The sequence below is a fragment of the Paenibacillus periandrae genome (assembly GCF_022458865.1).
Lineage (GTDB): Bacteria > Bacillota > Bacilli > Paenibacillales > NBRC-103111 > Paenibacillus_S > Paenibacillus_S periandrae.
The window spans coordinates 39,994-62,353 of sequence record NZ_JAJNMU010000015.1 but is presented as its reverse complement, the minus strand read 5'-3'; the positions used below and the strand labels follow the sequence as shown (position 1 = coordinate 62,353).

The 22,360-nt window shown below is 45.0% G+C and carries 17 protein-coding genes, 1 pseudogene and 1 riboswitch; of the genes and pseudogenes, 8 read left to right on the top strand and 10 right to left on the bottom strand.

Annotation, left to right across the window (positions count from 1 at the left end):
* Window positions 1–11: 11 nt before the first annotated feature.
* The 5 genes from LRL21_RS24475 to LRL21_RS24455 all read right to left on the bottom strand — a co-directional run bounded on the left by LRL21_RS24475 (window position 12) and on the right by LRL21_RS24455 (window position 5,555).
* On the bottom strand, window positions 12–833 hold the full coding sequence (locus tag LRL21_RS24475; protein WP_240418401.1) for a carbohydrate ABC transporter permease: 822 nt from the start codon (window positions 831–833) through the stop codon (window positions 12–14).
* Window positions 834–845: 12 nt separating this feature from the next.
* Window positions 846–1,718, bottom strand: a complete 873-nt coding sequence (locus LRL21_RS24470; protein ID WP_240418400.1) for a carbohydrate ABC transporter permease — start codon at window positions 1,716–1,718, stop codon at window positions 846–848.
* A gap of 83 nt (window positions 1,719–1,801) precedes the next feature.
* Window positions 1,802–3,130, bottom strand: coding sequence for an ABC transporter substrate-binding protein (locus LRL21_RS24465; RefSeq protein WP_240418399.1), 1,329 nt, complete (start codon window positions 3,128–3,130; stop codon window positions 1,802–1,804).
* Between the two features lie 337 nt (window positions 3,131–3,467).
* The gene (locus tag LRL21_RS24460; RefSeq protein WP_240418398.1) at window positions 3,468–4,586 is read right to left on the bottom strand and encodes a Gfo/Idh/MocA family protein; all 1,119 of its coding nucleotides are present in this window, start codon (window positions 4,584–4,586) and stop codon (window positions 3,468–3,470) included.
* Window positions 4,587–4,604: 18 nt separating this feature from the next.
* Window positions 4,605–5,555, bottom strand: coding sequence for an aldo/keto reductase (locus LRL21_RS24455; RefSeq protein ID WP_240418397.1), 951 nt, complete (start codon window positions 5,553–5,555; stop codon window positions 4,605–4,607).
* A gap of 230 nt (window positions 5,556–5,785) precedes the next feature.
* A riboswitch (cobalamin riboswitch) is annotated at window positions 5,786–5,982 on the top strand.
* Window positions 5,983–6,172: 190 nt separating this feature from the next.
* Here LRL21_RS24455 and LRL21_RS24450 point away from each other — a divergent pair.
* The 7 genes from LRL21_RS24450 (at window position 6,173) to LRL21_RS24420 (ending at window position 14,127) form a co-directional block, all read left to right on the top strand.
* Window positions 6,173–7,756, top strand: a complete 1,584-nt coding sequence (locus tag LRL21_RS24450; RefSeq protein WP_240418396.1) for an ABC transporter substrate-binding protein — start codon at window positions 6,173–6,175, stop codon at window positions 7,754–7,756.
* On the top strand, window positions 7,753–8,718 hold the full coding sequence (gene nikB, locus LRL21_RS24445; protein ID WP_240418395.1) for a nickel ABC transporter permease: 966 nt from the start codon (window positions 7,753–7,755) through the stop codon (window positions 8,716–8,718). The genes LRL21_RS24450 and nikB overlap by 4 nt, the downstream gene beginning before the upstream one ends.
* A complete protein-coding gene (gene nikC / locus LRL21_RS24440; RefSeq protein ID WP_240418394.1) occupies window positions 8,711–10,534 on the top strand; it encodes a nickel transporter permease in 1,824 nt (607 codons plus the stop codon). The genes nikB and nikC overlap by 8 nt, the downstream gene beginning before the upstream one ends.
* Entirely contained in the window at window positions 10,522–11,262 is a 741-nt protein-coding gene (locus LRL21_RS24435) for an ABC transporter ATP-binding protein (protein ID WP_240418393.1), read from the top strand. Before nikC ends, LRL21_RS24435 begins: the two co-directional genes overlap by 13 nt.
* 24 nt (window positions 11,263–11,286) lie before the next feature.
* Window positions 11,287–11,646 (top strand): (2Fe-2S) ferredoxin domain-containing protein, encoded by a 360-nt coding sequence (locus LRL21_RS24430; protein WP_240418392.1) that lies wholly within the window; start codon window positions 11,287–11,289, stop codon window positions 11,644–11,646.
* Between the two features lie 127 nt (window positions 11,647–11,773).
* Complete coding sequence (locus tag LRL21_RS24425) at window positions 11,774–12,436, top strand: CPBP family intramembrane glutamic endopeptidase (protein WP_240418391.1); 663 nt, start codon at window positions 11,774–11,776, stop codon at window positions 12,434–12,436.
* A 254-nt stretch (window positions 12,437–12,690) separates the two neighbouring features.
* Window positions 12,691–14,127, top strand: a complete 1,437-nt coding sequence (locus LRL21_RS24420; protein WP_240418390.1) for a S1C family serine protease — start codon at window positions 12,691–12,693, stop codon at window positions 14,125–14,127.
* A 270-nt stretch (window positions 14,128–14,397) separates the two neighbouring features.
* Here the strand turns inward: LRL21_RS24420 and LRL21_RS24415 are convergent, their stop codons facing one another.
* The 4 genes and pseudogenes from LRL21_RS24415 to LRL21_RS24400 form a co-directional block, all read right to left on the bottom strand.
* Entirely contained in the window at window positions 14,398–14,919 is a 522-nt protein-coding gene (locus LRL21_RS24415) for a MarR family winged helix-turn-helix transcriptional regulator (protein WP_240418389.1), read from the bottom strand.
* Window positions 14,920–14,951: 32 nt separating this feature from the next.
* The gene (locus LRL21_RS24410; protein WP_240418388.1) at window positions 14,952–15,761 is read right to left on the bottom strand and encodes an alpha/beta hydrolase; all 810 of its coding nucleotides are present in this window, start codon (window positions 15,759–15,761) and stop codon (window positions 14,952–14,954) included.
* A 402-nt stretch (window positions 15,762–16,163) separates the two neighbouring features.
* Window positions 16,164–16,298, bottom strand: a pseudogene (locus tag LRL21_RS24405) (polyketide cyclase); the annotation flags it as partial.
* 555 nt (window positions 16,299–16,853) lie between these two features.
* Complete coding sequence (locus LRL21_RS24400; protein ID WP_240418387.1) at window positions 16,854–17,297, bottom strand: GNAT family N-acetyltransferase; 444 nt, start codon at window positions 17,295–17,297, stop codon at window positions 16,854–16,856.
* A gap of 564 nt (window positions 17,298–17,861) precedes the next feature.
* On the opposite strand from LRL21_RS24400, the gene LRL21_RS24395 reads away from it, so the two are divergent.
* The gene (locus tag LRL21_RS24395; RefSeq protein WP_240418386.1) at window positions 17,862–19,085 is read left to right on the top strand and encodes an IS110 family RNA-guided transposase; all 1,224 of its coding nucleotides are present in this window, start codon (window positions 17,862–17,864) and stop codon (window positions 19,083–19,085) included.
* 467 nt (window positions 19,086–19,552) lie between these two features.
* Here LRL21_RS24395 and LRL21_RS24390 read toward each other — a convergent pair whose 3' ends face one another.
* The gene (locus LRL21_RS24390) at window positions 19,553–22,357 is read right to left on the bottom strand and encodes an amidohydrolase family protein (protein WP_240418385.1); all 2,805 of its coding nucleotides are present in this window, start codon (window positions 22,355–22,357) and stop codon (window positions 19,553–19,555) included.
* Window positions 22,358–22,360 lie beyond the last annotated feature (3 nt).

The window sequence follows — 22,360 nt, the reverse complement described above, 5'->3', positions numbered from 1 at the left end:
CTTCTTCCTCCTCAACCCTTCACACTGCCAACCGTGATGCCTTTGACAAAATAACGCTGAAACATGATGAAAATGATGAAAATCGGGACAAAGCCCAAGGTAGCGGCCGCCATCTGAGCACCGTAATTAGCTGAAAATTCACTAATCAGTGTAGAGATCCCTACATTGATCGTCATTTGTTTACTGTCACTCAGCATAATCAACTGCCACAAATAATCATTCCAGGTAAAAGAAAAAACGAATATAGCCAAAGCTCCGATACCCGGCTTAACGACCGGTACAAAGATCCGGGTAAATAGGCCAATCTCACTGCAGCCATCGATTTTGCCCGCTTCCAGAAGCTCGTGGGGAATTGTCTGGCTGAATTGCTTCATCAAAAATACCGCAAAAGGAAGGGCCAGAATCGGTAATATGACGCTGCCCAAGTTGTTGACCAAATGAAGATCTCTCATTAATGTGAACATCGGCACAAGTCCCAGCTGCCTCGGAATCATCATGGTCGTGACAACGGCGCCAAATATGAGCGCTTGCCCAGTGAATCTGTGTTTTGTAAGCGCATACCCGGCCATCGTAGCTATCACACAGGCCAATAGCGTAGCAATACCAGCGACGAGCACACTGTTCAACAACCATTGAAAGATTTCACTGTCCTTTGTCAATCGCAAGTAATTCACTAACGTCGGATTAAGCGGGACGAGATCGGGTGGTATTTTGATCGTCGTGGACTGATCCTTAAATGAACCGGTTATCATCCAATAGAGTGGGAACAAGAAAAAAATGGCACATACGTATAACAGCACATCAGCGATCCATCCAAGCAGTTTTGCCAGCATTCGCATGCCCTCCTAATACTCGACATCGGTCTTGAAAAATTTGAATTGAACCACCGAGAAGATCGAGATCAGCACTGCAAGCACGACACCCATCGCCGAAGCAAGACCCAAATTCCCGTATTTAAACGCCGTCTCGTACAGCAGGTACATAATGGTCGTGGTCGAGTAGTTGGGTCCTCCACCCGTCAGCAGCTGCACAACAACAAACGTTTGAAAAGCACCGATCGTTGTGGTCACAATGACATACAGCGTCGTAGGCTTCAACAGCGGTAGCGTCATATTCCAGAATTGCTTCCAAGGTGAGGCTCCATCTATGGAAGCCGCTTCATAATAGGAAGAAGGAATATTGCCGAGTGCCGCCAAATATAAAATAATCGGTTGACCGACACACCAGGTAATGACCACAATAATGACAGCAATCAAGGAAACATCCGAATCCGCCAGCCACATTACCGGCTTCACCCCGACCAGGGACAAACCATAATTTCCAATTCCGCTCACCGGATTGTAGATCCACAGCCAAGTTACCGACAAGATGACCTGCGAAGTGACAATCGGCAAGTAAAAGCTTGCCCGAAAGAAGGATGCTATGGCTGCAGATTTTCCAATAATAAGGCTGGCCGCAACGATCGAAAAAAATACAGACACAGGAACTACACCCAACACCAGACCAAACGTATTCAGAATCGAGCGTACAAATATTTCGTCCTTGAGCAAGGCTGTATAATTGCTGAGCCCTACCCACTCCTTTTGTCCGATGCCATAGTCAAACAGGCTCAAATACAAGGCATCCAGAAACGGATATATTTCAAAAGCAAGAAAAACGACCAAAAAGGGCGCTATGAAAAAAAATCCCCAAAATTCCTTGTACCATCTTGAAGCCATAAACATTCCCCAATTCTCTTGATGAACTGATCCGGAAGTTTTTGCAGCAGGCAAGCTACCGGCATGACAATACTCAATTCTGCTTACTTTGAATTTTGCGTAATGATCTCATTGGCTTTTGTCACCCAGTCATCCAAAGCCTGCTTCGCTGTTTTCTTCTTGGTGATGGCAGCCTGCAGCTCGGGAAAGAAGGCATTTCGGGTTGCAGCATAACCTGGAATGGCTAAACCGATATCGCTGGAATATTGAAACAGCTTGGTAGTTTTCCCTTGTATCGAATCAGGCTGATACATCTTGGACAGCGACTTACGTGCTGCGAGAACGGAAGGTACCTTTGCCATTTTCTCCATGCTCTCTTTGCTGTTAATGAACTTTACGAATTCCTTGGACCATTTCATCTTATCTTCGTTTTTGGTGTTCCATGCCCAGGTTCCGTTGCCGAACAGGATCGAGTTGGACGTTTTACCGTCTTTGGATGGATAAGGAATCAGGTCGTATTCGAATTTCGGTGCAGAGCCTTCCTTAAAAGCTTTATCGAACGCGCTGACATTACCCAGACTGCCGAAGGTCATTCCGATTTTCCCTTGCAGGAACATCTCATTAATGACAGAGCCTGCTTTCAAGCCTGCTACGCCGGGTGGAGTGATGCCTTCGTCAATGATTTTGATTAAATATTCCAAACCGGCTACGCCTTCAGGGGAGTTGAGCACCGCTTTTGTTTTATCATCAGACCAGGTTTTGGCTCCGAAGCCCCAGAGGAACATATGATGACCCTGATCACCTCCCGTATCGCCAGCGTACACACCGAATCCGTAAATTCCTTTCGCCGGATCGTTTACTTTTTTGGCAGCCTCCAGAAACTTGTCATAGCTCCATGTGGACATATTTTGCGGTAAAAGGTCCAGTGCACCTTTGGCTTTAAAAATATCCCTATTCACCAGCAGCCCGGGAGAGGTAATGCTATTAGGAAAAATATACAATTTATTATCTACAGATAATGAGTTCAACGTGCTTTCTTCGAAGTCCTGCTTATCGACAATATCATTCAGGGGAAGCAGCAGGTTCTTCTTGGCATAGGTGAGCGGCCAGCCAATAGCGCCTTGCTGTACATCAGGGAGCTCCGAGGTATTAATGGCGATACTAATCCTTTCACCGATCTTGTCGTCCGGCGTTTTAACGATGTTAATCGTGACATTGCTGTTCGCCTTTACAAAATCCTTTTTGATCTCTTCATATGTAGCCTGAATATCATCGCGGGAATCGACCCACCAGTTCAGAGCAACCTTCTTGGCCTTTGAAGCCTCATTGCTCGGATTGCTCTGCTGCGTTGAGGAGCTCCCCCCATTTGTACAACCTGCAGCCAAACTCGTGGATAATAATAATGCAGCCAAAGCGGTTTTTGACCTTCTCATATTTCGTCCCCCTGTTCGATTGATGAATAATTCCGTTCAAGCCTCCGAACTACCCCTGACTACTACCCGATAATGATTTATTGTACCTCAGCTCGCAAGCTTCCAACACCACCATTCTTATGAATAGTATGGTCATACCACAATTCCGATGGCGGTGACACGAATTTAAGCAACAGCTAGATTATGGTATGACCAGAATATACTTTAAGTTGATCTTACCTGTTTCTGTTTATTCTGTCAATTCATTTTCTTATATTTTGGTAATTTTATGTTATATAATCTAACGTAATATTCAATAAACAACTTATTTTCAAGTGATCACGGTTTTTTTGTTATGTTATGTAACATTGTTGTTAGGCAAACTTAAGCTCAATATAGCTTGCTCCCTGCTTGACAGCAGTAATGCCTCTGCTACAGCTATGGAAGTATATGCCGCTGAACCATCCAGTAACAATTTTTTATCCTCATCAATCGGCAGATGAAGAATCGCCTTGCGAAACGTATCCATTTCCCGTTCCATCGGGGTACGCAGGAAAGCAGGCGGCCGCATCTGCGGATCTCCATAGATTACTCCACCATCCATGCGCTGATACGTTTGAATCCGCTCCTGGTCCTCAAGATCAGCACCATGCAATCCGATAATCGCCTCCGTCCGACCATCTTTGCGCAGCTCTACCGTAGAATTTCTAAAATCAATTTTGATGGCGCCAAGTGTGCCATTAATTTTCATATAATGCTCTCCCCACTGGAAACCTGACCCATACTGCAATGTACAATAGGTCCCTGTGGCAAACTGCAGGCTGATCAGCAGCACGTCATCCTCATCCCCATAACCGTCTCCTCGATGAGCCACATTATCGGCCATCATGGATACTTTGACTGCAGGTCCCAGAATGGACAATACCAGATCCAGCTCATGAATATGGTGGAAAAGATGCCCCCCTGATAAGTCCTGCTTTTTCTTCCAGCTGACCTCCTCCTTACTTTTCTCCCAGCCTGTTCGTTCGCTGTGGGCAACGACAAGCTGCCCGATCTCGCCCTGTTGAATCCAGCGCTTCACCTGTTCAATTCCCGGAAAAAAATGCAAAATGTGCCCGACCATCATGTGTACCCCTGCTTTTCTGCAAGCATCCAGCATTTCCTTGCAATCGCTCAGGCTTAGTGCTGCAGGCTTTTCACAGAACACATGCTTACCGCAGCGGGCTGCCTCGATGACCGCTTCCTTATGCGCATAATTGGGGCTCGATACAATGATGGCATCCACATCTTTACTGCTAACGAGGTCCTCCAGACGCTGCTCCACCCTGCAACCAACCTCCATGGCAAGAGCCGCTGTGCTGCCCCCGCTGCCTCCGTAGACCGCTGCAACCGTCGCTCCTTCCAGCTTATGCAAAATACGCACAAATTCAGCGCCAAAAAAACCGCAGCCTACAATACCAAAACCAACATTTTTCATGTAAACGCTTCCTTTCCTCTACTTATTCCATTGCGTTGGATCAACAAATTGATGAGGAATATCAGCAAAAGCTTTCTCAACTCGCTCTCGCGTCCGTTCGGAAAGCGCGGGACGGTTCATAAGCTCCAGGTTATGCTGGATTTGCTCAGGAGTTTCTGCACCGATAACCAGACAATGCACATTCTCCAAATCTCGAACATAGCTCATAGCAAGCTCTGCGACAGATATGCCTTCCTCTAGTGCCAGCCTGTGAAGAGTCTCAAGCAGAATGCTCCCATCAGCTTGAATGGCCTCTGGCAGCGCATCCTTCTCCAGAAAAAACAGCCCCTGCAAAAACACACTTCGAACGACTATCCATTTCCCTCTGCTGGTAAAATCCTCGAGCGCGCCGCATTGAACCATACGTCTGTCAAACAAGTTAAGAGGAAGCTGCACCATGTCAAATATATCGTCCTGCACCAACCCAGCGCTGTAGGCATACTGCTCGACAGGATCGGCTCCAAACGATATGCCAGCTCTTTGAATGAAACCCTCCTTCTGCAGCTTGTGCAGTATACGGTTCACCTTGTCTCCGTATACTTGCAGCATAACAGGATCATGAATCATTAATGCAGACAAGGAATCTACCTTCAGACGGCTTATGATTCGTTCGGTCGTCTGTACCATCTGACGCTCAAGCTCCAGCTCGGAGGTGTGATGAAGATCAACCTTCAGCTTTGATGCTATGAACGGGGGATGTTTCCCTATGAAAAAGCGACCCAGCTTTAGCTCTGCATCTCCATACTCATGAGCTGTGTCATAACAATTAATACCTGTATGCTCGCAATATTCAAGTAAGGCGCTCCCATCCACAGCACCGAGCCGATTGTTAATTCCATAGCTGCCCAGTCCCAATTGTGCAGTACCCAGCATATATCGTGATAATTTCATTCCATTGCGTTCGATATAAGGTACAGCCGTGCCTATCATCGTGTTCCTCCTGTCTTGTATCTTATTCAACTCTTGGATACAGTTTGGATTTTAAGCAATAGTATTATGGTCTGACCATATTATTTAGATTTTATACTCTTACCCAGCAAATTGTCAATACAAGTTTGTCATCGTTTGTCCGAATTTTTAGACTTCGCTATCCGATTTTTACTCACTCGATATTTGTATTGCATAAGATATTAATATTGTTTATGATCAAGGTTGATAATTGAATATTTGTGGGAACAGGTGCTTCAGCAAGCTGAAGCTTAAAAGGGAAGTTCGGTGCAATGCCGACGCGGTCCCGCCACTGTAACGGAGAAGTCCTCAACGATTATGCCACTGATCTTAGCCATGTTAAGATTGGGAAGGCCGTTGATGATCATGATCCCGAAGCCAGGAGACCTGCCAGTTCTGACAACACTGCTTTTACCTACGAAGGATAGGGAGGTGTTAAGGACGGCCAAAAGTTTCATACAATAAAACTATGGGCATCTTTACCTTTTTCTTGTTATAGGGTAACGATGTCTTTTTTGCGTTGTATACGATGTTCGTGCTTTAACAAGGTGGGGCAGGAATTACAATTATGAGAAGGAACACAGGAGGAGACAAACAAGATGTTGGTTTATTTAAAAAAAAGCAGTTGGTTCACATTCATTTTGACTTTACTCATCGCATTATCTGCTTGCAGCACGGCTACAAACTCGGCAGGTTCAGGCACAGGTGCTAACAATGCCACAGCAGGCACAAGCTCCGCGATGGCCGATCAACAGGTGCTGAAGTATGTCACCTTGAACATGCCCCGCTCGTTGGATCCAACTAATGTGGATGCACAGCGAATTACGTCGGACGGGATCGCCGAGCCATTGGTCATGCTCAATGATGATGCGACCTTACGTCCATGGCTGGCCAAGTCATGGAAAAGCGTAGAGCCTACCCTTTGGGAAATGGAGCTGCAGCCTAATGTGAAGTTTTGGAGCGGAGCCGTGATGGATGCGGCTGCAGTCAAAGCAGCGCTTGAACGCCATCAAAAGCTGAACAAGCGGGCTTCCTCACAGATCGGCGGCGTGGAGTTCATTGTCAAGGATGCGCTGCATATTCAATTCAAAACACCTAAGCCTGACCCGGCTTTTATGTTCAAGCTTACCGGATTTGCAATCCATAATGCGGCTGAGGCGGATCGTCTTGGCGATAAATTTAATAAAGAAGCCGATTTAACCGGGTTTATGAAGCCCACGCAATTTATTCCGGGCGAGCTGCTGATTGCCGAAGCCGTTCCCACATATTGGGGCACAAAGCCAAAGCTTCAGCGTTTAGAGGCAAGGCTGGGGTCCGATGGACAAGGTCGCCTGCTCGCTATGAAAAGCGGAGATGCGGACGCGGATATGAATGTGGAGGTTGAACAACGGATTGCCTATGAAAAGGATAAAAAATTCAATGTGCTGTATCCTCCGGGCTCAACGCGCAATCTATGGCTGAACATTAAAAAGGTTCCCGCTTTTCAAGACCCCAAGGTTCGCTTGGCTATAAGTCTGGCCTTGGATCGCAAAGAGCTCATTGACGGGGTGAGCCGTGGATTTGCCGAGCCCGTGACAGGACACTTCCCGAAGGGACTTCCGTATGCACTGGACAAAGGTCCGGAATCCGACCGTGCCAAGGCAGCACAGCTGCTTGAAGAAGCAGGCTGGAAAGCCGGAGCAGACGGCGTTCGTACCAAGGATGGTCAAAAGCTGCAGTTCAAGCTGCTGACTTACTCGTTCTTTCAGCCAACTGCTGTAGCTTTGCAAAGCCAGTTAAAGGCTGTCGGTGTTAATATTGAAATTGCACCTGTTGAAACTACGGCTTCGAATCAGCTGATGCTTGACGGCAACTTCGAGATGGCTACCTACTGCTCCTGCGGCAGTGTAACCGGAGATATCGGAGGCCAATTAAAATCATACTATCGAAGTGGCATCGTCAGCAATTATGGTGGATACAGCAATCCTGAGGTGGACAAGCTGATCGACCAGCTGTCGGCTGAATTTGATGCCACCAAGCAAAATGAGCTGGCAAAGCAAGTTCAGAAGATCGTACTGGATGAAACGGCAATCGTATATATGTATAACTCGGCAAGCTGGGGCTCGGCCTACAACAACAAGGTGAAAGGCATAGATGAGAACCTGAGAACGAAGGTTGTACCGGAAATGTACATTAGCAAATGAGTATCTTCAAATATCTGCTCATTCGTATAGCGGTCACCCTTCCTGTGCTTCTCGGTGTCACACTGCTCATATTTTCGTTATTACGCTTTATTCCAGGTGACCCTGCGCAGATGATTTTGCTGACGATGTTTGATCCCGGGGCAACCGTGACTGATCTGGATGTGGATGCCGCTATCCTGCGCAAGCAGCTGGGGCTTGATCAGCCTTTTGCGATTCAATATTTGACATGGCTGAAGGAGGTCGTTTCCGGTAATCTGGGAACCTCCTTTCGCAGCCGTACACCCATTACAGAAGAGCTTTGGGTACGAATTCCGGCAACCTTGGAGCTGGCAGGCGCAGCATTGGTAGTCATGCTCGTCATAGCTTTACCCTCTGGCATAGCCGGTGCCGTATTTCATCGGCGTCCTACCGACCACATCACCCGTTTCATCGCGTTAATGGGTGTATCTGTTCCGAATTTTTTCCTCGGATTGGTATTGGTTTATTGCCTTTCCTATCTGCTCGGTTGGTTTCCCACACTCGGAAGAGGCTCTTGGCAGCATTTGGTGCTCCCTGCTTTAACGCTCGGAACTGGGCTGGCTGCAACGACCTCCCGATTGCTGCGCACCTCTTTATTGGAGGTGTTTTCCAAACGCTATATGGTGCTGGCAGAGGCCAAAGGACTGCCTCGCTCTGTCATCGTATACAAGCATGCCCTGCGCAATGCGCTGATTCCCGTTATTACGTCTTTCGGCATGATCATCGGTGGTCTGCTCGGAGGAGCTGTTATTATTGAAACTGTTTTTTCATGGCCAGGTATCGGACGTTATGTGGTCGATGCCATCAACGGAAGGGATTATCCCGTTATTCAGGCATTCGCCTTACTTATGGCTGTAACCTATGTCATGATCAATGTGCTGATAGATATCATATACCGCTGGATCGATCCCCGTGTGCGGATAGAGGAGGGAACCCATGGATAAGCGAATGCTCAGACAGCTGCGGTCAACGATAGTAAAGGACCCGATTGCCTTGATTTTGCTGCTATTCATCGTTATGGTGATCATTCTCTCATTAGGCGCATCCATATTCACAAGCCATGATCCTGTCAAGGTCGATTATGCACAAGTGTTAATGCCGCCATCGGGTGAACATCTTTTGGGTACCGATAATTTCGGCAGAGATGTGTTCACACGGTTGATCTATGGAGGCTCTGCTTCCTTAACGGCTTCCTTCATGGCTGTCGGCCTGATCATTTCACTTAGCCTAGTAATTGGCGTAACAGCAGGCTATTTGGGAGGCTGGGTTGATCAAATATTGACCCGCTTCATGGATGTCCTGCTTTCGTTTCCAACCTTGGTACTGGCGATAGCTATTGCAGCGCTGATGGGTCCGGGATTAACGGGCTTGATGATCGCGGTAGCCGCCGTCTCCTGGCCTTCTTATGCACGGATTTTCCGCAGTTATGTGCTGATGGTGAAACAGGATGGTTATATTCATGCGGCGCGCTGTTCAGGAACACCGGCATGGAAAATTATGCTTACTCATATACTGGGGGCCATAATCGGGCCAATTCTGGTGCTCATAACGCTGGATATAGGATATGTTATTCTAAGTATCGCTTCCTTATCATTTCTTGGCCTCGGGATTCGTCCGCCACAGCCGGAATGGGGTGCTATGTTAAATGAAGGCCGAGCTTACTTGGAGGAAGCACCTTGGTTATTTTTAGCTCCAGGTACAATGATTTTCGTTATGGTGCTGGCGACTAATTATTTGGGTGACACGGTTAAGGATGCATTGGAGCCAAGAACACTACATGTTCCACTGCTATTCAAAAAAAGAAACCGAATGAGCAGGAAGCTCACCGAAATCTCAAGCAGCCAAAGAGCAGCGAACATGGAAACGGCTGCGGCCTCAGCCATTGGATATCAGCAAGCAACTGCGGGTAAAGAGCCGCTGCTTATTGTCAGCAACATCAGTGTGGATGTGCTCAGCACTCGTAAACGTCAGAAGTCGCAGCCGATTTTACAATCGATCAACCTGGAGCTATATCCAGGAGAATGTTTAGGCTTGGTCGGAGAAAGCGGTTCTGGCAAAAGCACACTGGCGCTGACCATCATGGGACTTCTGAGACACCCGCTTCAACAATCGGACGGCAGCCTCGCCATTCTGGGCGAAAGTACATCTGACTGGCAATGGGACGATTGGCGGATGATCCGCGGCAAGCGGCTCACCTATATTACTCAAGACCCGATGGATACCCTCAATCCAACATTGACGATCGGTGACCAACTGCTGGAATGTCTGATTTATCATCAACACAACCCTCCATTAGGGCGAGTCGAGATGAAAAATAAAGTTATCGACATGCTGTCCAAAACTGAGCTTGCGCCTGAGGTTTATGCCATGTATCCACATCAGCTTAGTGGGGGTATGCGGCAGCGGGTCGTCATAGCCATGGCTATGATCAACGATCCACAAATCATCATTGCCGATGAACCTACAACAGCACTCGATGTAAGTACACAGGCCAAGATTATGGCACTGCTCAAAAAACTGCAGCAAAGCAGTGGCGCTGCGATGATCTTTGTATCTCATGATCTTAGGCTCGTTGCCCAGGTCGCTGACCGTATTGGCGTGATGCATCAAGGCCGTCTGATTGAAATGAATGATGTGAAATCGATTTTTACGCAGCCTCAAGAAACCTACACCAAACTGCTGTTAGCATCTATTCCTCGTCTGTTTATCCCGCAGCACAGCCCGGTTATGGCGAAAGGAGATCCTTCATGCTCCAAGTAAAAAATTTGCAAAAGGCCTACCGCGGCAAACAGGTGCTGCATGCTATTGATTTTGCGATAGCACAAGGAGAGATCGTCGGTTTGATCGGTATGTCCGGATCGGGGAAAAGCACCATCGCCAAATGCATAATGGGTCTTGATCAACCAAGTGGTGGCGATATACTATGGAATGATCAATCGTTGTTGAAATGGAGCGCTCGAAGCTCTTGGAGACAAGACATTCAGATGGTGTTTCAAGATCCCCGAACCAGCCTGAACCCTCGTTGGACAGTAAGACGCAGCATCGCTGAACCGCTGCGAAATTATGGCACTGCCGCCGAGGCGCGGATTGTGGAGCTTTTGCTTGAGGTTGGTTTAGACGAACGGTATTTGAACCGCTATCCAGACGAGTTGAGCACCGGACAATGCCAGCGGGTATGCATAGCCCGTGCGTTAGCATTAAAGCCGAAGCTGCTTATATTGGATGAGCCATTATCGGCTTTGGATGTGTCGATTCAAGCGCAAATGCTCGTATTGCTCCAACAGCTGCATCTATCGCAGCAGGTTAGCTACTTATTTATTTCCCATGATATAGCCGTCGTATCCGAGCTATGTGAACGTGTTCTCGTCATTGAAAAGGGCACGATTGTCGAGGATACTACGGCAATACGATTAATTAACGAACCCAAGCATGCGTATACACGCAAGCTGCTAGCCAATACGCCCACCTTCCCTCAATTTAATCATTAGAATTTACTAGAAAGCGGTGAAAGCATGGCAACCTGGAATTTATCCGAAACGCAGCATCATGTGCTCATTTGCAACGGCGGGAGCTGTATGAAGCATCAGGGGGAAGAAGTCACCTTGGCCATCCGGGCGGAAATAACGGCACAAGGTGCTGATCGGTTTATCCATACCACACGAACACGCTGTAATGGACGCTGCCAGGATGCGTGTGTGGTTACCGTATATCCGGAAGGTATATGGTACAAGGACATGACACCGGAAAGTGGCAGAGCGATGGTACGTGAACATTTGCTTCAAGGCAACACCCTGCAAGCGCATATGGTGTACAGCTTTAAAGATCGTTTTGTCCCTACTGGATTAGGTCCCGAAGGCGTGCAAAGAAATTAATAATCGTTGGTCATAACCCTCTCTCCATTAGTGAGTTTCGGTACTAGTACAAGTTAGTACTTACTGAAACCTGATCCATTAACTACTATTAATAGTATAAGTAGATAACGTGAGATTGGGTGGGGTTATGATGGGGATATGGGTATTATTGATCGGACCGACTATTACGATCGTGCTTGGGCTGCAGCTGATGCATAGCGTTCCGATAACATTTGTGCTATTTTACAGCTGGCTGCTGCTTGTACCGTTAATCGACTTTTTGTTTATTCAGAAAGTACCTCTTGATGAGGCGGTCAAACAGCTCGGCTTATATCCTCGTAAGGACTCTGTTGCTGTTGGTGTCTTATCCGGGATCATATTTAGCCTTATTATTGTTATCCCTGCTTCAATTCTCACTCCTATTCTGTTTGACATCAGTGAAATTCAGCAGACTTTGGCTGATTGGGGGTTCTCGGAAAATAAAGGTTGGCTGATCCTTATTTTAGTATTGGTTAACCCCTTGCTGGAAGAATTGTATTGGAGGGCTTACGTCTATCAAAAGCTGCTGCGCAAAGTCAGTTCTTATGCAGCTATTGGCTGGACGGCATTGTTCTACACCACTTACCATTTACTTTCGTTGATCTCGCTGCTCAAATGGCCTTTCCCCTTTATAGCGCTCCTCCCTGTTTTCATTGCAGGCTTGTTCTGGGGTTACTTGACCCGCAGATCAGACTCATTGATTGGGTCCGTGATTTGCCATGCTTTGGCCGATGGTGGAATTATGGCGGTATATATGCTGTATTTAAGCTAATAAAACATTTTATACTTGTCTATCATAAAGAGCCTCGCACTCCATAAGTAGGACGCAGGCTCTTTTGCATTTCTTTTATATGATAATAATCCATTTAGAGGCAAATAGTATGATTTCCCAGTTAAATCTAATGTCATTTTATAAGTAATTTAAGTTGGCGTTAATACTTGAGGTCCAATATAGATAACAGAAGGACGATTTACTCACTATTATCCTATCCAATATTTCAACTATATAAAATGGAGGTTTTAACAATGGAAAACAACCACAAAGATACCGATACTATCATACAGCCTTCCAAGGATCATGAGCACCGCAACGAACAAAATTCATTATTATACCAAGAGGAATCTGGTGATTTTAAGGTCACCCAGCCTCGATTATTCGGTGATTCACATCCCAGGGACAAGCGTCCTCCTGAATCTGGTTCACAGGGAAACAAGACATCCCGCAGTAATGGAAAAAGCGTCTTTGCCGCCTTTATGGCTGGCGTGATTGTGGTCGGCGGCATGATGTTCGCTTCTGATCGAATGAATTTGTTTACGGGAGGTTCCCCCGCTTCCAGTGTTTCTGCAGCTGCCCCAAGTGCTGTAATTAGCGGAACCGCACAAAAAGCTTCACTGGATATCGTGAGGCCCACCAATATTGCTGATATTGCTCAACAGGCAAGCGCGGCTGTGGTAAAGATTGAAACGAAAACGAAAGCTCAAAGCTCCAATAAGCAAAATAACCCGCTCTACAGCGATCCGTTTTTCCGTCAATTTTTTGGAGACAATGGAGGTAGTCAAGAACAAGAACCAAACGGTCAGCTTCAACCTTCGGGGCTGGGCACCGGCTTCATCTTTGAATCGTCCGGCTACATTATAACGAATGAACATGTCATTGATGGCGCCGATGAAATTAATGTAACCATTGAAGGACAAGATCAACCATACAAAGCCAAACTTCTCGGCAACAGCTACGATCTTGATCTGGCGGTTCTGAAAATTGAGGGAAGCACGCCTTTCTCAACGCTGCCTATCGGTAATTCGGACAATGCGCGTGTAGGTGATTGGGTTGTAGCCATCGGTAATCCGTACGACTTTGACTATACGGTAACAGCTGGCCTATTAAGCGCCAAAGAGCGTCCGATCAGCATCCCGGATACGAATGGTACCCGTGATTACAAGCATTTGCTTCAAACCGACGCCGCTATTAATCCTGGCAACTCCGGCGGTCCCCTGTTAAACATGGACGGAGAAGTTATTGGTATCAATACCGCAGTGAACTCGCAAGCTCAAGGAATAGGATTTGCTATTCCGTCCAGTACGATTAGCTCGGTTTTACAGCAGCTTAAGGATAATGTCACCATTCCCAAAGAACCGGCTCCGTTCATCGGTGTGAGCGTTCAGGATCTGACATCGGATATGTTGAATGATCTCAAAGTCGATACGACAGACGGTGCTTTGGTGGCTGATGTACAGCGCAAATCCCCGGCCTTTGAAGCTGGCATTCGCCCTTATGATGTCATCATCGCAGTCAATGGTGCCAAAATTACAAGTCCCACCGAATTAACTGCTAAAGTACAGGCGCTAAAAGCTGGAGATCAAGCAACAATCACGGTTGTCAGCAATGGCGTCAAGAAGGATGTAACCGTAACTGTGGGCGATAAAACGGCAACCACTAGCACACAAAAACAAAATCAAGGTTAATCAGAGCATACGATGGGGGAACCTTCAATGAGGTGATCTCCTGGTCATAACCGTAAACTACAAGGAAGCGATCAGAGTATTATATCTCTGACCGCTTCCTTCTTTGTTTAGATGACTGATTATTTGGTCTCTAAGATCATCGGCAGCAGTGTCTGCAATCATCCGTTGAATCGGATTTTTGCCTGCATCATTTCTTTTTGCATAATGTGGACCTGCTCTTTGAACTTTACACCGAGATGAATAATTCAACTTTCACAGATTTTAGCAAATTTAATCATTTCCAGCATCAATTTTGATTAGCTTTCGCGGCTCTTGTTCCTTTTCACCATACCACAGCAAAACATCAGCGAATAAATCTAAAATACGAATAAAGTTTTCCTTGTCAGCCTCTGAAATGTTGTCAGCATACTGAAAAATATCATCAAAGCAAATTTGGCAAACAAATTTAGTGTACTTTGCATACACCTCGCGTCCTTTGGCAGAAGGTTTTACATATATATCTTTGCGATTGCCGCTTAAATGATATTTCTCCAATAAGCCTTTTTCCTTCAAATTTTTAACGTTCTTTGAAAAGGTACTTCGACTAACGCCAAGACGTGCTGCCATTTCCGACATTTTCTCATCTTTGTCCTCAGCTTCCAGAATATATTCCAGCGTCTGAATCTGCGAGGCAGAGAACATCACATCTGTTCCGTAGCTTCGCTGCAGCTTATAGGTGTTTGAGTAAGCATTCCCGTACTTAATGATCTTCTCAATAAGTACTCGATGGTTGCCCATCCATTCTAATTTCATTGGTAATCCCTTTCGTCTTAAATGTGCAGAAATCAGATTCGTTTTTCAATCCAGGTAATAGCTTCTTCAATTACCTCGTCGCGACTTGGTTCGTTAAATATTTCATGCATGAGATGAGCATAAATTTTCAAAGTCTTGTCGGAAGAAGCAATCTCTCCGTAAAAATCACGAGAATCGCGTTCGCTTACCAGCCCGTCGTTTGCTCCATGCAGAACCAGAACCGGATCAACAAATTGTTGTGCATGTTGTTTTAAAAATTCTACTCCATACCCCAGGCTATTGAATAGATCTACAGAAATTTGTTTTTCTACTAGCGGATCATTAGCGTAAGCGGATACAACCTCTGGATCACTGCATACTCCGCTGCCAAGCTCATTCGGAAAATACGTACCCAAAGGAAGCTCAAGCGGCAGTTCTCCGGCAACCTTCGTATGATAACGGGTAAGCGCTCCTGATAAAACAATCCCTTTTACTTTGCCTGGGTATTTGGTTCCAAAAGAAGAAGATGCAAAACCTCCCATACTATGTCCGATTACAAAAAGAGGGGTATCGCCACTCTCTTGCAACGCTGCCTCAACAATGACATTGACATCGTCAATGATTTGATGAAAGTCGTTGTAGAAGGTGCGCGGACCGTCAGATCTGGCATGACCACGATGGTCAAAACGGTATACATGAAAACCACGCATGTTTAATTTTTCCGTCAAATAATCGTAACGCCCGGCATGCTCACATAAACCATGAACGATTACTACTACGCCCTTTGCATCACTAACTAAATTTTTACTAACATACAGCTTTGTACCGTCAAAGGATGCGATTGTCGTCTCTATTATACTCATAATAATTCTCATTCCTTTCGCTACGCTCAAGCACAAAACAGAATGAAATCCACTAGCCCTGAACGTTTTTAGTATGCTTCATGTGCAAGGGGATCATTGCCAAATAACATGGATACAAGTGGGACTTACCCAAATTTTATACTCATTTAATACGATATTGTTTCTTGTAGAAATAATATTATCACCATCGTAACCTTTTGTCCACTTAAAATTAAAGCGTTTCCATTTTTTTGTGCTATACATGTACGAAAGGCTGAAAATAGGTCCTCCTCAGTGAGAAAGCAATTAACGGATAATGCTAAGAGTTTGGCCCAATTAACACTTGTAGAAACAGCGGCAGTCTAAAATTTTATTTTTCAAGTCCTAGTCAGCCGCTCTCCGACTTATTTTATCCTAATCTTCTTAGGACGCTTCACTATATTTTTTGAAATTGTCCAGAATCGCCTGAAAGCCTGCTTTTTGCATTTCGATGGAATTGGTGGTTTCTGCTTCAAAAGTTTCAATTACCTTAGTGTCGTTTTCTTGTCCTGATAAAGTTGTGACCTATTTTAAGGTTTTTGATAGAGCATTGAACTACCATGAAAATTAAATCCGGTAAAAACCTCAAAAAGACCTAGCCAAATGATTTTTTAAAAAAAGGCTGTGCCTGAGAAGAGTTATGAAATTAAAGTACGAAAGGCCTTTCAAGGCTGAACATAAAAATGAGGCTGGTACAGCAACCAGAGTAGGATTAATCTCCCATGAGTGCTTCTCAAAAGGGAGCGACAATCTGTGATGCACCGTGATCGTTGGAGTCAGACTAACGGATGGGCTCTATGGCACCATAGTTCATCGACCTTCCTCTCCCAGTCATAGTAGCAGTAGGACAGATTCTAACCATTTTCATCATCTGTGGTGCTGCGCTGGTTTTAGCGTAATGGTTCAACTAACAAAATAGCATTTCCTAATGATTAGAGTAATGATTGTTGAATCACCTAATTAGTTATGTAACGTTATGTATCGCAAAATCATTAAACTTCTGTGTGCCGTCAAAAAAGATATTCAATAGTTATCTAAAAGGCTGTCGATTTCTCGACAGCCTGGACAGAAGAGTTACTTCTGCTGTTCATTATATTTCAAATGTAAAATGGGGTAAGGGCGGCCTGCTCCATCCGTCAAATCTTCACCGATTATTCCGAAACCGCTTTTTAAGTAAAACCTTGTCGCATTCTCATTTTGTTTATTCACATCAACGGACGTGATCCCAAAACCATTAATGCATTTTTCCAAAATTTGTTTCCCATTCCCTTTGCCAATTTTATCGGGATCGAGAAATAGTGCTTCCAAGTGATTTTCATTGATGGCGGTAAAACCAATGATAGAGTCTTCGGTATACCAGAGACGTACATCAAGATGAGGAAAATACATGGGTAATTCTTTTTTGATTTCCTCTTTAGCCTTGAAACTCAAAAAATGATGAGTGGCCATTACCGACCTTTCCCAAAGATTTATAATCATATCATAGTCATTAACGGTTGCTTTTCTGTTTTGTATCATTTCGTTCTGCTCCTTTTTCTTTTTAATTTATCACGCTCCTTTCATCACTTTTTTGTAGATGGTGATCGTAGACCTCCAATTGATATATGATTTCATCCTTACCACTCTTTTCGGAATTATATTAATTGTATACTATCATATTTAGTTGATGCCATTCCATATCTTTCCTCTATTTTACAACAAAACATGTTATCCCTTGTTACTTATTTCTCAAAGTATTCATTTTGCAAAAGACCCATATGAAGTTACTTTGATTAATAGAATAAGCAGGCATCAGCGCCTGCTTATTAATGTGTGTTATTCAACTATCCCGTTAGCCCCCCATGCCGCGCTTCGTGGCACCACAGATGATGAAAATGGGGCTCGTTTTCGACGATATACTTCTTACGGCTGGCGAGGAAGGTCGTTCAGCTATGGTGTCGCGAACCCATCCGTTAGTCTGACTCCGACGACCACGGTGCACCACGGACTGTCGCACCCTTTAGGGGTAGCACGTAGGGTAGAATAACCCATTTGGTTGTTGCACCAGCCCGCAATTTCATTGCCGTAGAAAGGTGACTTTTAATGGAAGTACTCATTGAACGAGCATGCGGACTTGATGTTCACAAGAAGTCCATCACGGCCTGTATCGTTACACCGGACGGAAAGGAGATTAAAACGTTTCGTACTCACACGGTTTACCTGATGGAGCTAATCGACTGGATCAACGCGCGTGGTTGTAGCCATGTGGCTATGGAAAGTACAGGTGTTTTCTGGAAGCCAATCGTCAACCTGCTCGAGGCCGAGGATATCGAATTTCTTGTCGTCAATGCTCAGCACATGAAAGCCGTCCCCGGTCGTAAGACGGATGTGAAAGACGCCGAATGGATCTGCGATCTTTTGCGCCATGGGCTCCTCAAAGCCAGTTACATTCCAGATCGCATTCAGCGTGAACTGCGGGAATTGGTTCGGTATCGCCGAAGTTTAATTCAGGAACGTGCTCGTGAGCATAACCGCATTCAGAAAGTGCTCGAGGGCGCCAACATTAAGCTCGCTTCCGTCGTGTCCGACATCATGGGGCTTTCCAGTCGGGATATGTTGGAAGCCATGGTCGAGGGTGAAACCGACCCGGAAAAGCTTGCCGGCTTCGCACGTCGAACCTTGAAGCGCAAGAAAGAAGAATTGGAATTAGCGCTTCGCGGTAACATGAGCGCCCATCAACGTCTCATGTTAAAAGCGATGCTGACTCACATCGATTTTCTTAATGAACAAATCGTGGATCTGGATACGGAGGTAGCCAAACGGCTAGACCCTTTTCAGGAGCAGTTGGATCGACTGGACACCATCCCTGGGATCGCTCGTCGCACCGCTGAACAAATCCTTGCTGAAATCGGAACGGATGTAGGCGCCCGATTCCCAAGTGCAGCTTACCTTTGCTCATGGATCGGACTTGTTCCCGGACATAATGAAAGTGCCGGTAAACGCAAGCCTTCCAAGACTCGTAAGGGGAACAAGTATCTCCGAGCAGCTCTCACAGAAGCGGCCCAATCCATACGAGGGTCGGACAACTATCTTGGTGCCCAATACCGACGTATTGCAGCCCGTAAGGGAAGGCAACGTGCGGCCATCGCGGTTGCCCATTCGATGATGACGATCGCTTATTACCTGCTTACGCGTGGCGAGAATTACCGTGACTTGGGTTCCAATTATTTTGAGACGAGGCAGCAAGAGATGATCGTTAAACAATCTGTGCGAAGGCTCGAAAACTTGGGCTTTACTGTTACAATATCCAACCCCGCTGCATCATGACACCACCACCCCATATTAGAATGTAGGCGCAGCTAAAAAAAAACACACTAGCCGGGCTTAGTTTCGTGCTGCAATTTTTAGCTACTCAGTGCATTTGATTTTCAGGGTAGTTTAATAAAAAGAACGCTCCCTCGCCTTCGCTTGGGCTACGTCCTCCTCATTACATTCCATTTCCAATTACCTATTAAAGGACGTACGCGAGTAGCATGTAGTGCTTAAACAGGGGACTTATCTTAACCTGAGCACTAAGAAAATACTTTATTTGTTTCTTTCAAAAAAAGTGTCAGGTGATATAAAAGTCGTGAACCAATTTTGTTGATTTTACTGGATTTGCCGCGGCACGTGATAAATGTAAAAAAAGGAAAGTCGTGAACCACCAAAAAATACCATAGAAAGAATGTTGTGAACTACACACATGTGTATTCACCTAGAACCAATTAAAATTATATATGGCAGTATGAGGCATATCAACCGTAAAGGTAGTCTGACATTTCTTTAATTAATTCTCCCACTTCACTCACTAGCTCGGATAAAGAAACTTGTCGATTCCTAATGAAGCTACTTGTTAACCCCGTTTTTCTGACATGGTCAATCCAATGTAAGATATCCTCACGAGCATATCCTTTGTCCTGGAGAGAGTGAAATATAACAGCAAACTCATTATCAATGTTTGTATTAAATACAACTGGGTCATCGGTATTAATTGAGACCATAATCCCTCTTTCCACTAGCTGCTCGGAAGGGAGTCCTCTTCTGTTTAAATTGTGGATATAATGCTCAAATATATTTTCAATTTCCCCGATCGCTGTATTCGAAGTTGGATTAGTTTCGATTACAATTCCCTCTTTGCTGACTTTTTGCTGTACGACCTGCTGCATCTGCTGGATCATCAACTCTTCTTCCCGGGTAATTTCTATCTCAATCGGCTCTCTCATTCTAGCTAAGTAACAATTACAGTGATAGGTAGATTTTAGCTTTTCTGCTGTCCACCTCATTTCCTGTTTGCCCTGCTCATCAAACCACTCCTCTATTGTATTCTTTTCAATACAAGATAGAAGGGTTCCTATTTCCTGAAACTTACTCTGATAAGACTTCCAAAGAGAATAGACGGTTATGCCGTTGATTGAGATATAGATCGCTTCCGCTATCTTCATGATTCTATTCTCCAAATTGGCAGAATCTAAATCGACGAGCGGATTCCCGTCCCTGCACATCCCCCAGATCCATAACAGATTTTCAAACATCTCTATACGAGGCAAAACCACAACCCTATTACGGGTAGCCCACTTGGAAACATTTACTCCTAATACCATACCATGACCAATACGGTCACCTGCTCGAAATTGAAAGTGCTCGATAACCTCGTCTAGATGTCGAATACCCGTGAGCATATGCCTAAAGTCCTCGCCAACGTGATAGGTCAACCCTAGATTCCCAATACTCTTGTGCGGATAATCAGGATAAACAAGTTTATGTGTATCACTGTTGCGGGCTTGCTGAAAGACAGGGGCAAATACCCAGGGCTCTACATATGTTTCCAGATTTGCTGCATCAATTCCTACGATGTATTCCCCAAGTCCTGATATTCTCTCCCGCAAATCCCTAATGGCTTCCATTTGTTTTTTGTATTCAATCTGCTTGTTCTTATAATTGAGTTTTTCATCATTGCGCTCATTCTCGTTATAATCGAACCAACACTTCTCTTGTCGTTGCATATCCGGCATCTTAATAAAATGCAATACAATACCCAATAATGGTGCCAGACGATTTGGAGTAATCTCTTCAAATTCGACTAGGATTTCTCTATAGGCCTTCATTATATTCAATAGTTTCAGCGCAAGAGATTTCTTAAGTACCGAGACATTATTGCCTTGGGGTGGTGCTATTCGAACCTCCAACTTTTTAATATGGGGATTCTGCAGTTGATGATGAAGCAGGAACCCCCAGTGCTGAACATCATCTTGAGCAAGCGATTGTGCTGTTGATTTCTCGAAATAATCACGAAAGTACGGTAGTCCTCGAATATGATTACGCTGTACAGCACGGGTAAACTGTTCATTTTTTATGCGGATATATTGCCAAAACAATTTGGCAAACGTGGAATCCAGCATGTCATGCTCTAACTGCTCAGACATATATCGAACCGCTCTGAACATAAACACATTCTCGGGAGAAGTGTACGTTATACCCGTCCCGAAAATCCGGCTCAAACTATCCCTATCGGTCATACGTTGTGCCCAAGTTGCTTCTTTATGATGATCGGACAACTCTACGGTAAAAACCAGTACCTTAACATCCTCATAAAGATGATATAAATTGTCCGAATTATAGCCTTTTGCGACAAGATCCTCCCCGTTAAGAATCTCTCTTATGAGCCGATAAAGTTCTCGCTCTGGGGTATCATACTTGTCGCTGTTACTTTTTAAAGTTGCCTCCAGGAAATAGCTAATGGAAAGATTACCTTTTATGATCTTCCCTTGAATGCTCTGCAGATAGGCAGCTAGAACAAGTCGTAAAATCGCTGCCACTAACGTATACACCCGAGGATCAGATTGTTTACCCGTCAATGCGTCTATGAAGGTATGACTTTTTACTGCAACGATGTCCCTGGTCTTCGGTGTGGGCGACATCATGGCCTGCCAATTTAATTGAAACTGACCACTTGCAGATAGATGTAGATGTGTCTCCGCCACACCCTCGTTCAGGAGTTGATCAAGCTGGGTATCTGGCATATAAACAAGAGAATGATAAGAGCGAAGAACGTATTCATCTTTCATCCCATTCGAGATCAGATAGACCATAACGAGCAAATCTGTACAGATCATCCTATTTAAAGAGTTCCATAGTGCCACTTTATAGATGCCTCTATAAGCAGAGAAGATAGAATTCTCATTCTTCTTCTCATCCGTATTATCCCAGTATTTAAGTGCTATCTTACCATTGCGATGAGTCAGTAACAGTCTGCTTAATTCCTTCAGCCGTTCCAAATAAAATTTCTCAGGACATTCTCCAAAATACGTACATTCATTCATCATCCGATGTGGATAATACTTTTCAACCAGCATTCCCACTTCATCAAGATGGTTAATGCGTTCCGTCTGGTGTAGAACTGGCAGTAATTCTTTTAGAAAAGTATTATCTAAATAACTCCTATAATCCGAAGTTGAGCGTTGCCTTCCTAATTCACCTATAAAATCCCTATAATAAAAGTGCATATCTACGAAGGGTAAAACCGCTAATTTGATGCGAAGATCCATCTTTTCTCTATACATGGG

Excerpts from the sequence above, each read along its gene's own strand:
- LRL21_RS24475 (WP_240418401.1), bottom strand. The coding sequence starts at position 833 with ATGCTGGCAAAACTGCTTGGATGGATCGCTGATGTGCTGTTATACGTA.
- LRL21_RS24470 (WP_240418400.1), bottom strand. The coding sequence starts at position 1,718 with ATGGCTTCAAGATGGTACAAGGAATTTTGGGGATTTTTTTTCATAGCG.
- LRL21_RS24465 (WP_240418399.1), bottom strand. The coding sequence starts at position 3,130 with ATGAGAAGGTCAAAAACCGCTTTGGCTGCATTATTATTATCCACGAGT.
- LRL21_RS24460 (WP_240418398.1), bottom strand. The coding sequence starts at position 4,586 with ATGAAAAATGTTGGTTTTGGTATTGTAGGCTGCGGTTTTTTTGGCGCT.
- LRL21_RS24455 (WP_240418397.1), bottom strand. The coding sequence starts at position 5,555 with ATGATAGGCACGGCTGTACCTTATATCGAACGCAATGGAATGAAATTA.
- LRL21_RS24450 (WP_240418396.1), top strand. The coding sequence starts at position 6,173 with ATGTTGGTTTATTTAAAAAAAAGCAGTTGGTTCACATTCATTTTGACT.
- nikB (WP_240418395.1), top strand. The coding sequence starts at position 7,753 with ATGAGTATCTTCAAATATCTGCTCATTCGTATAGCGGTCACCCTTCCT.
- nikC (WP_240418394.1), top strand. The coding sequence starts at position 8,711 with ATGGATAAGCGAATGCTCAGACAGCTGCGGTCAACGATAGTAAAGGAC.
- LRL21_RS24435 (WP_240418393.1), top strand. The coding sequence starts at position 10,522 with ATGCTCCAAGTAAAAAATTTGCAAAAGGCCTACCGCGGCAAACAGGTG.
- LRL21_RS24430 (WP_240418392.1), top strand. The coding sequence starts at position 11,287 with ATGGCAACCTGGAATTTATCCGAAACGCAGCATCATGTGCTCATTTGC.
- LRL21_RS24425 (WP_240418391.1), top strand. The coding sequence starts at position 11,774 with ATGATGGGGATATGGGTATTATTGATCGGACCGACTATTACGATCGTG.
- LRL21_RS24420 (WP_240418390.1), top strand. The coding sequence starts at position 12,691 with ATGGAAAACAACCACAAAGATACCGATACTATCATACAGCCTTCCAAG.
- LRL21_RS24415 (WP_240418389.1), bottom strand. The coding sequence starts at position 14,919 with ATGAAATTAGAATGGATGGGCAACCATCGAGTACTTATTGAGAAGATC.
- LRL21_RS24410 (WP_240418388.1), bottom strand. The coding sequence starts at position 15,761 with ATGAGTATAATAGAGACGACAATCGCATCCTTTGACGGTACAAAGCTG.
- LRL21_RS24400 (WP_240418387.1), bottom strand. The coding sequence starts at position 17,297 with ATGATACAAAACAGAAAAGCAACCGTTAATGACTATGATATGATTATA.
- LRL21_RS24395 (WP_240418386.1), top strand. The coding sequence starts at position 17,862 with ATGGAAGTACTCATTGAACGAGCATGCGGACTTGATGTTCACAAGAAG.
- LRL21_RS24390 (WP_240418385.1), bottom strand. The coding sequence starts at position 22,357 with ATGTATAGAGAAAAGATGGATCTTCGCATCAAATTAGCGGTTTTACCC.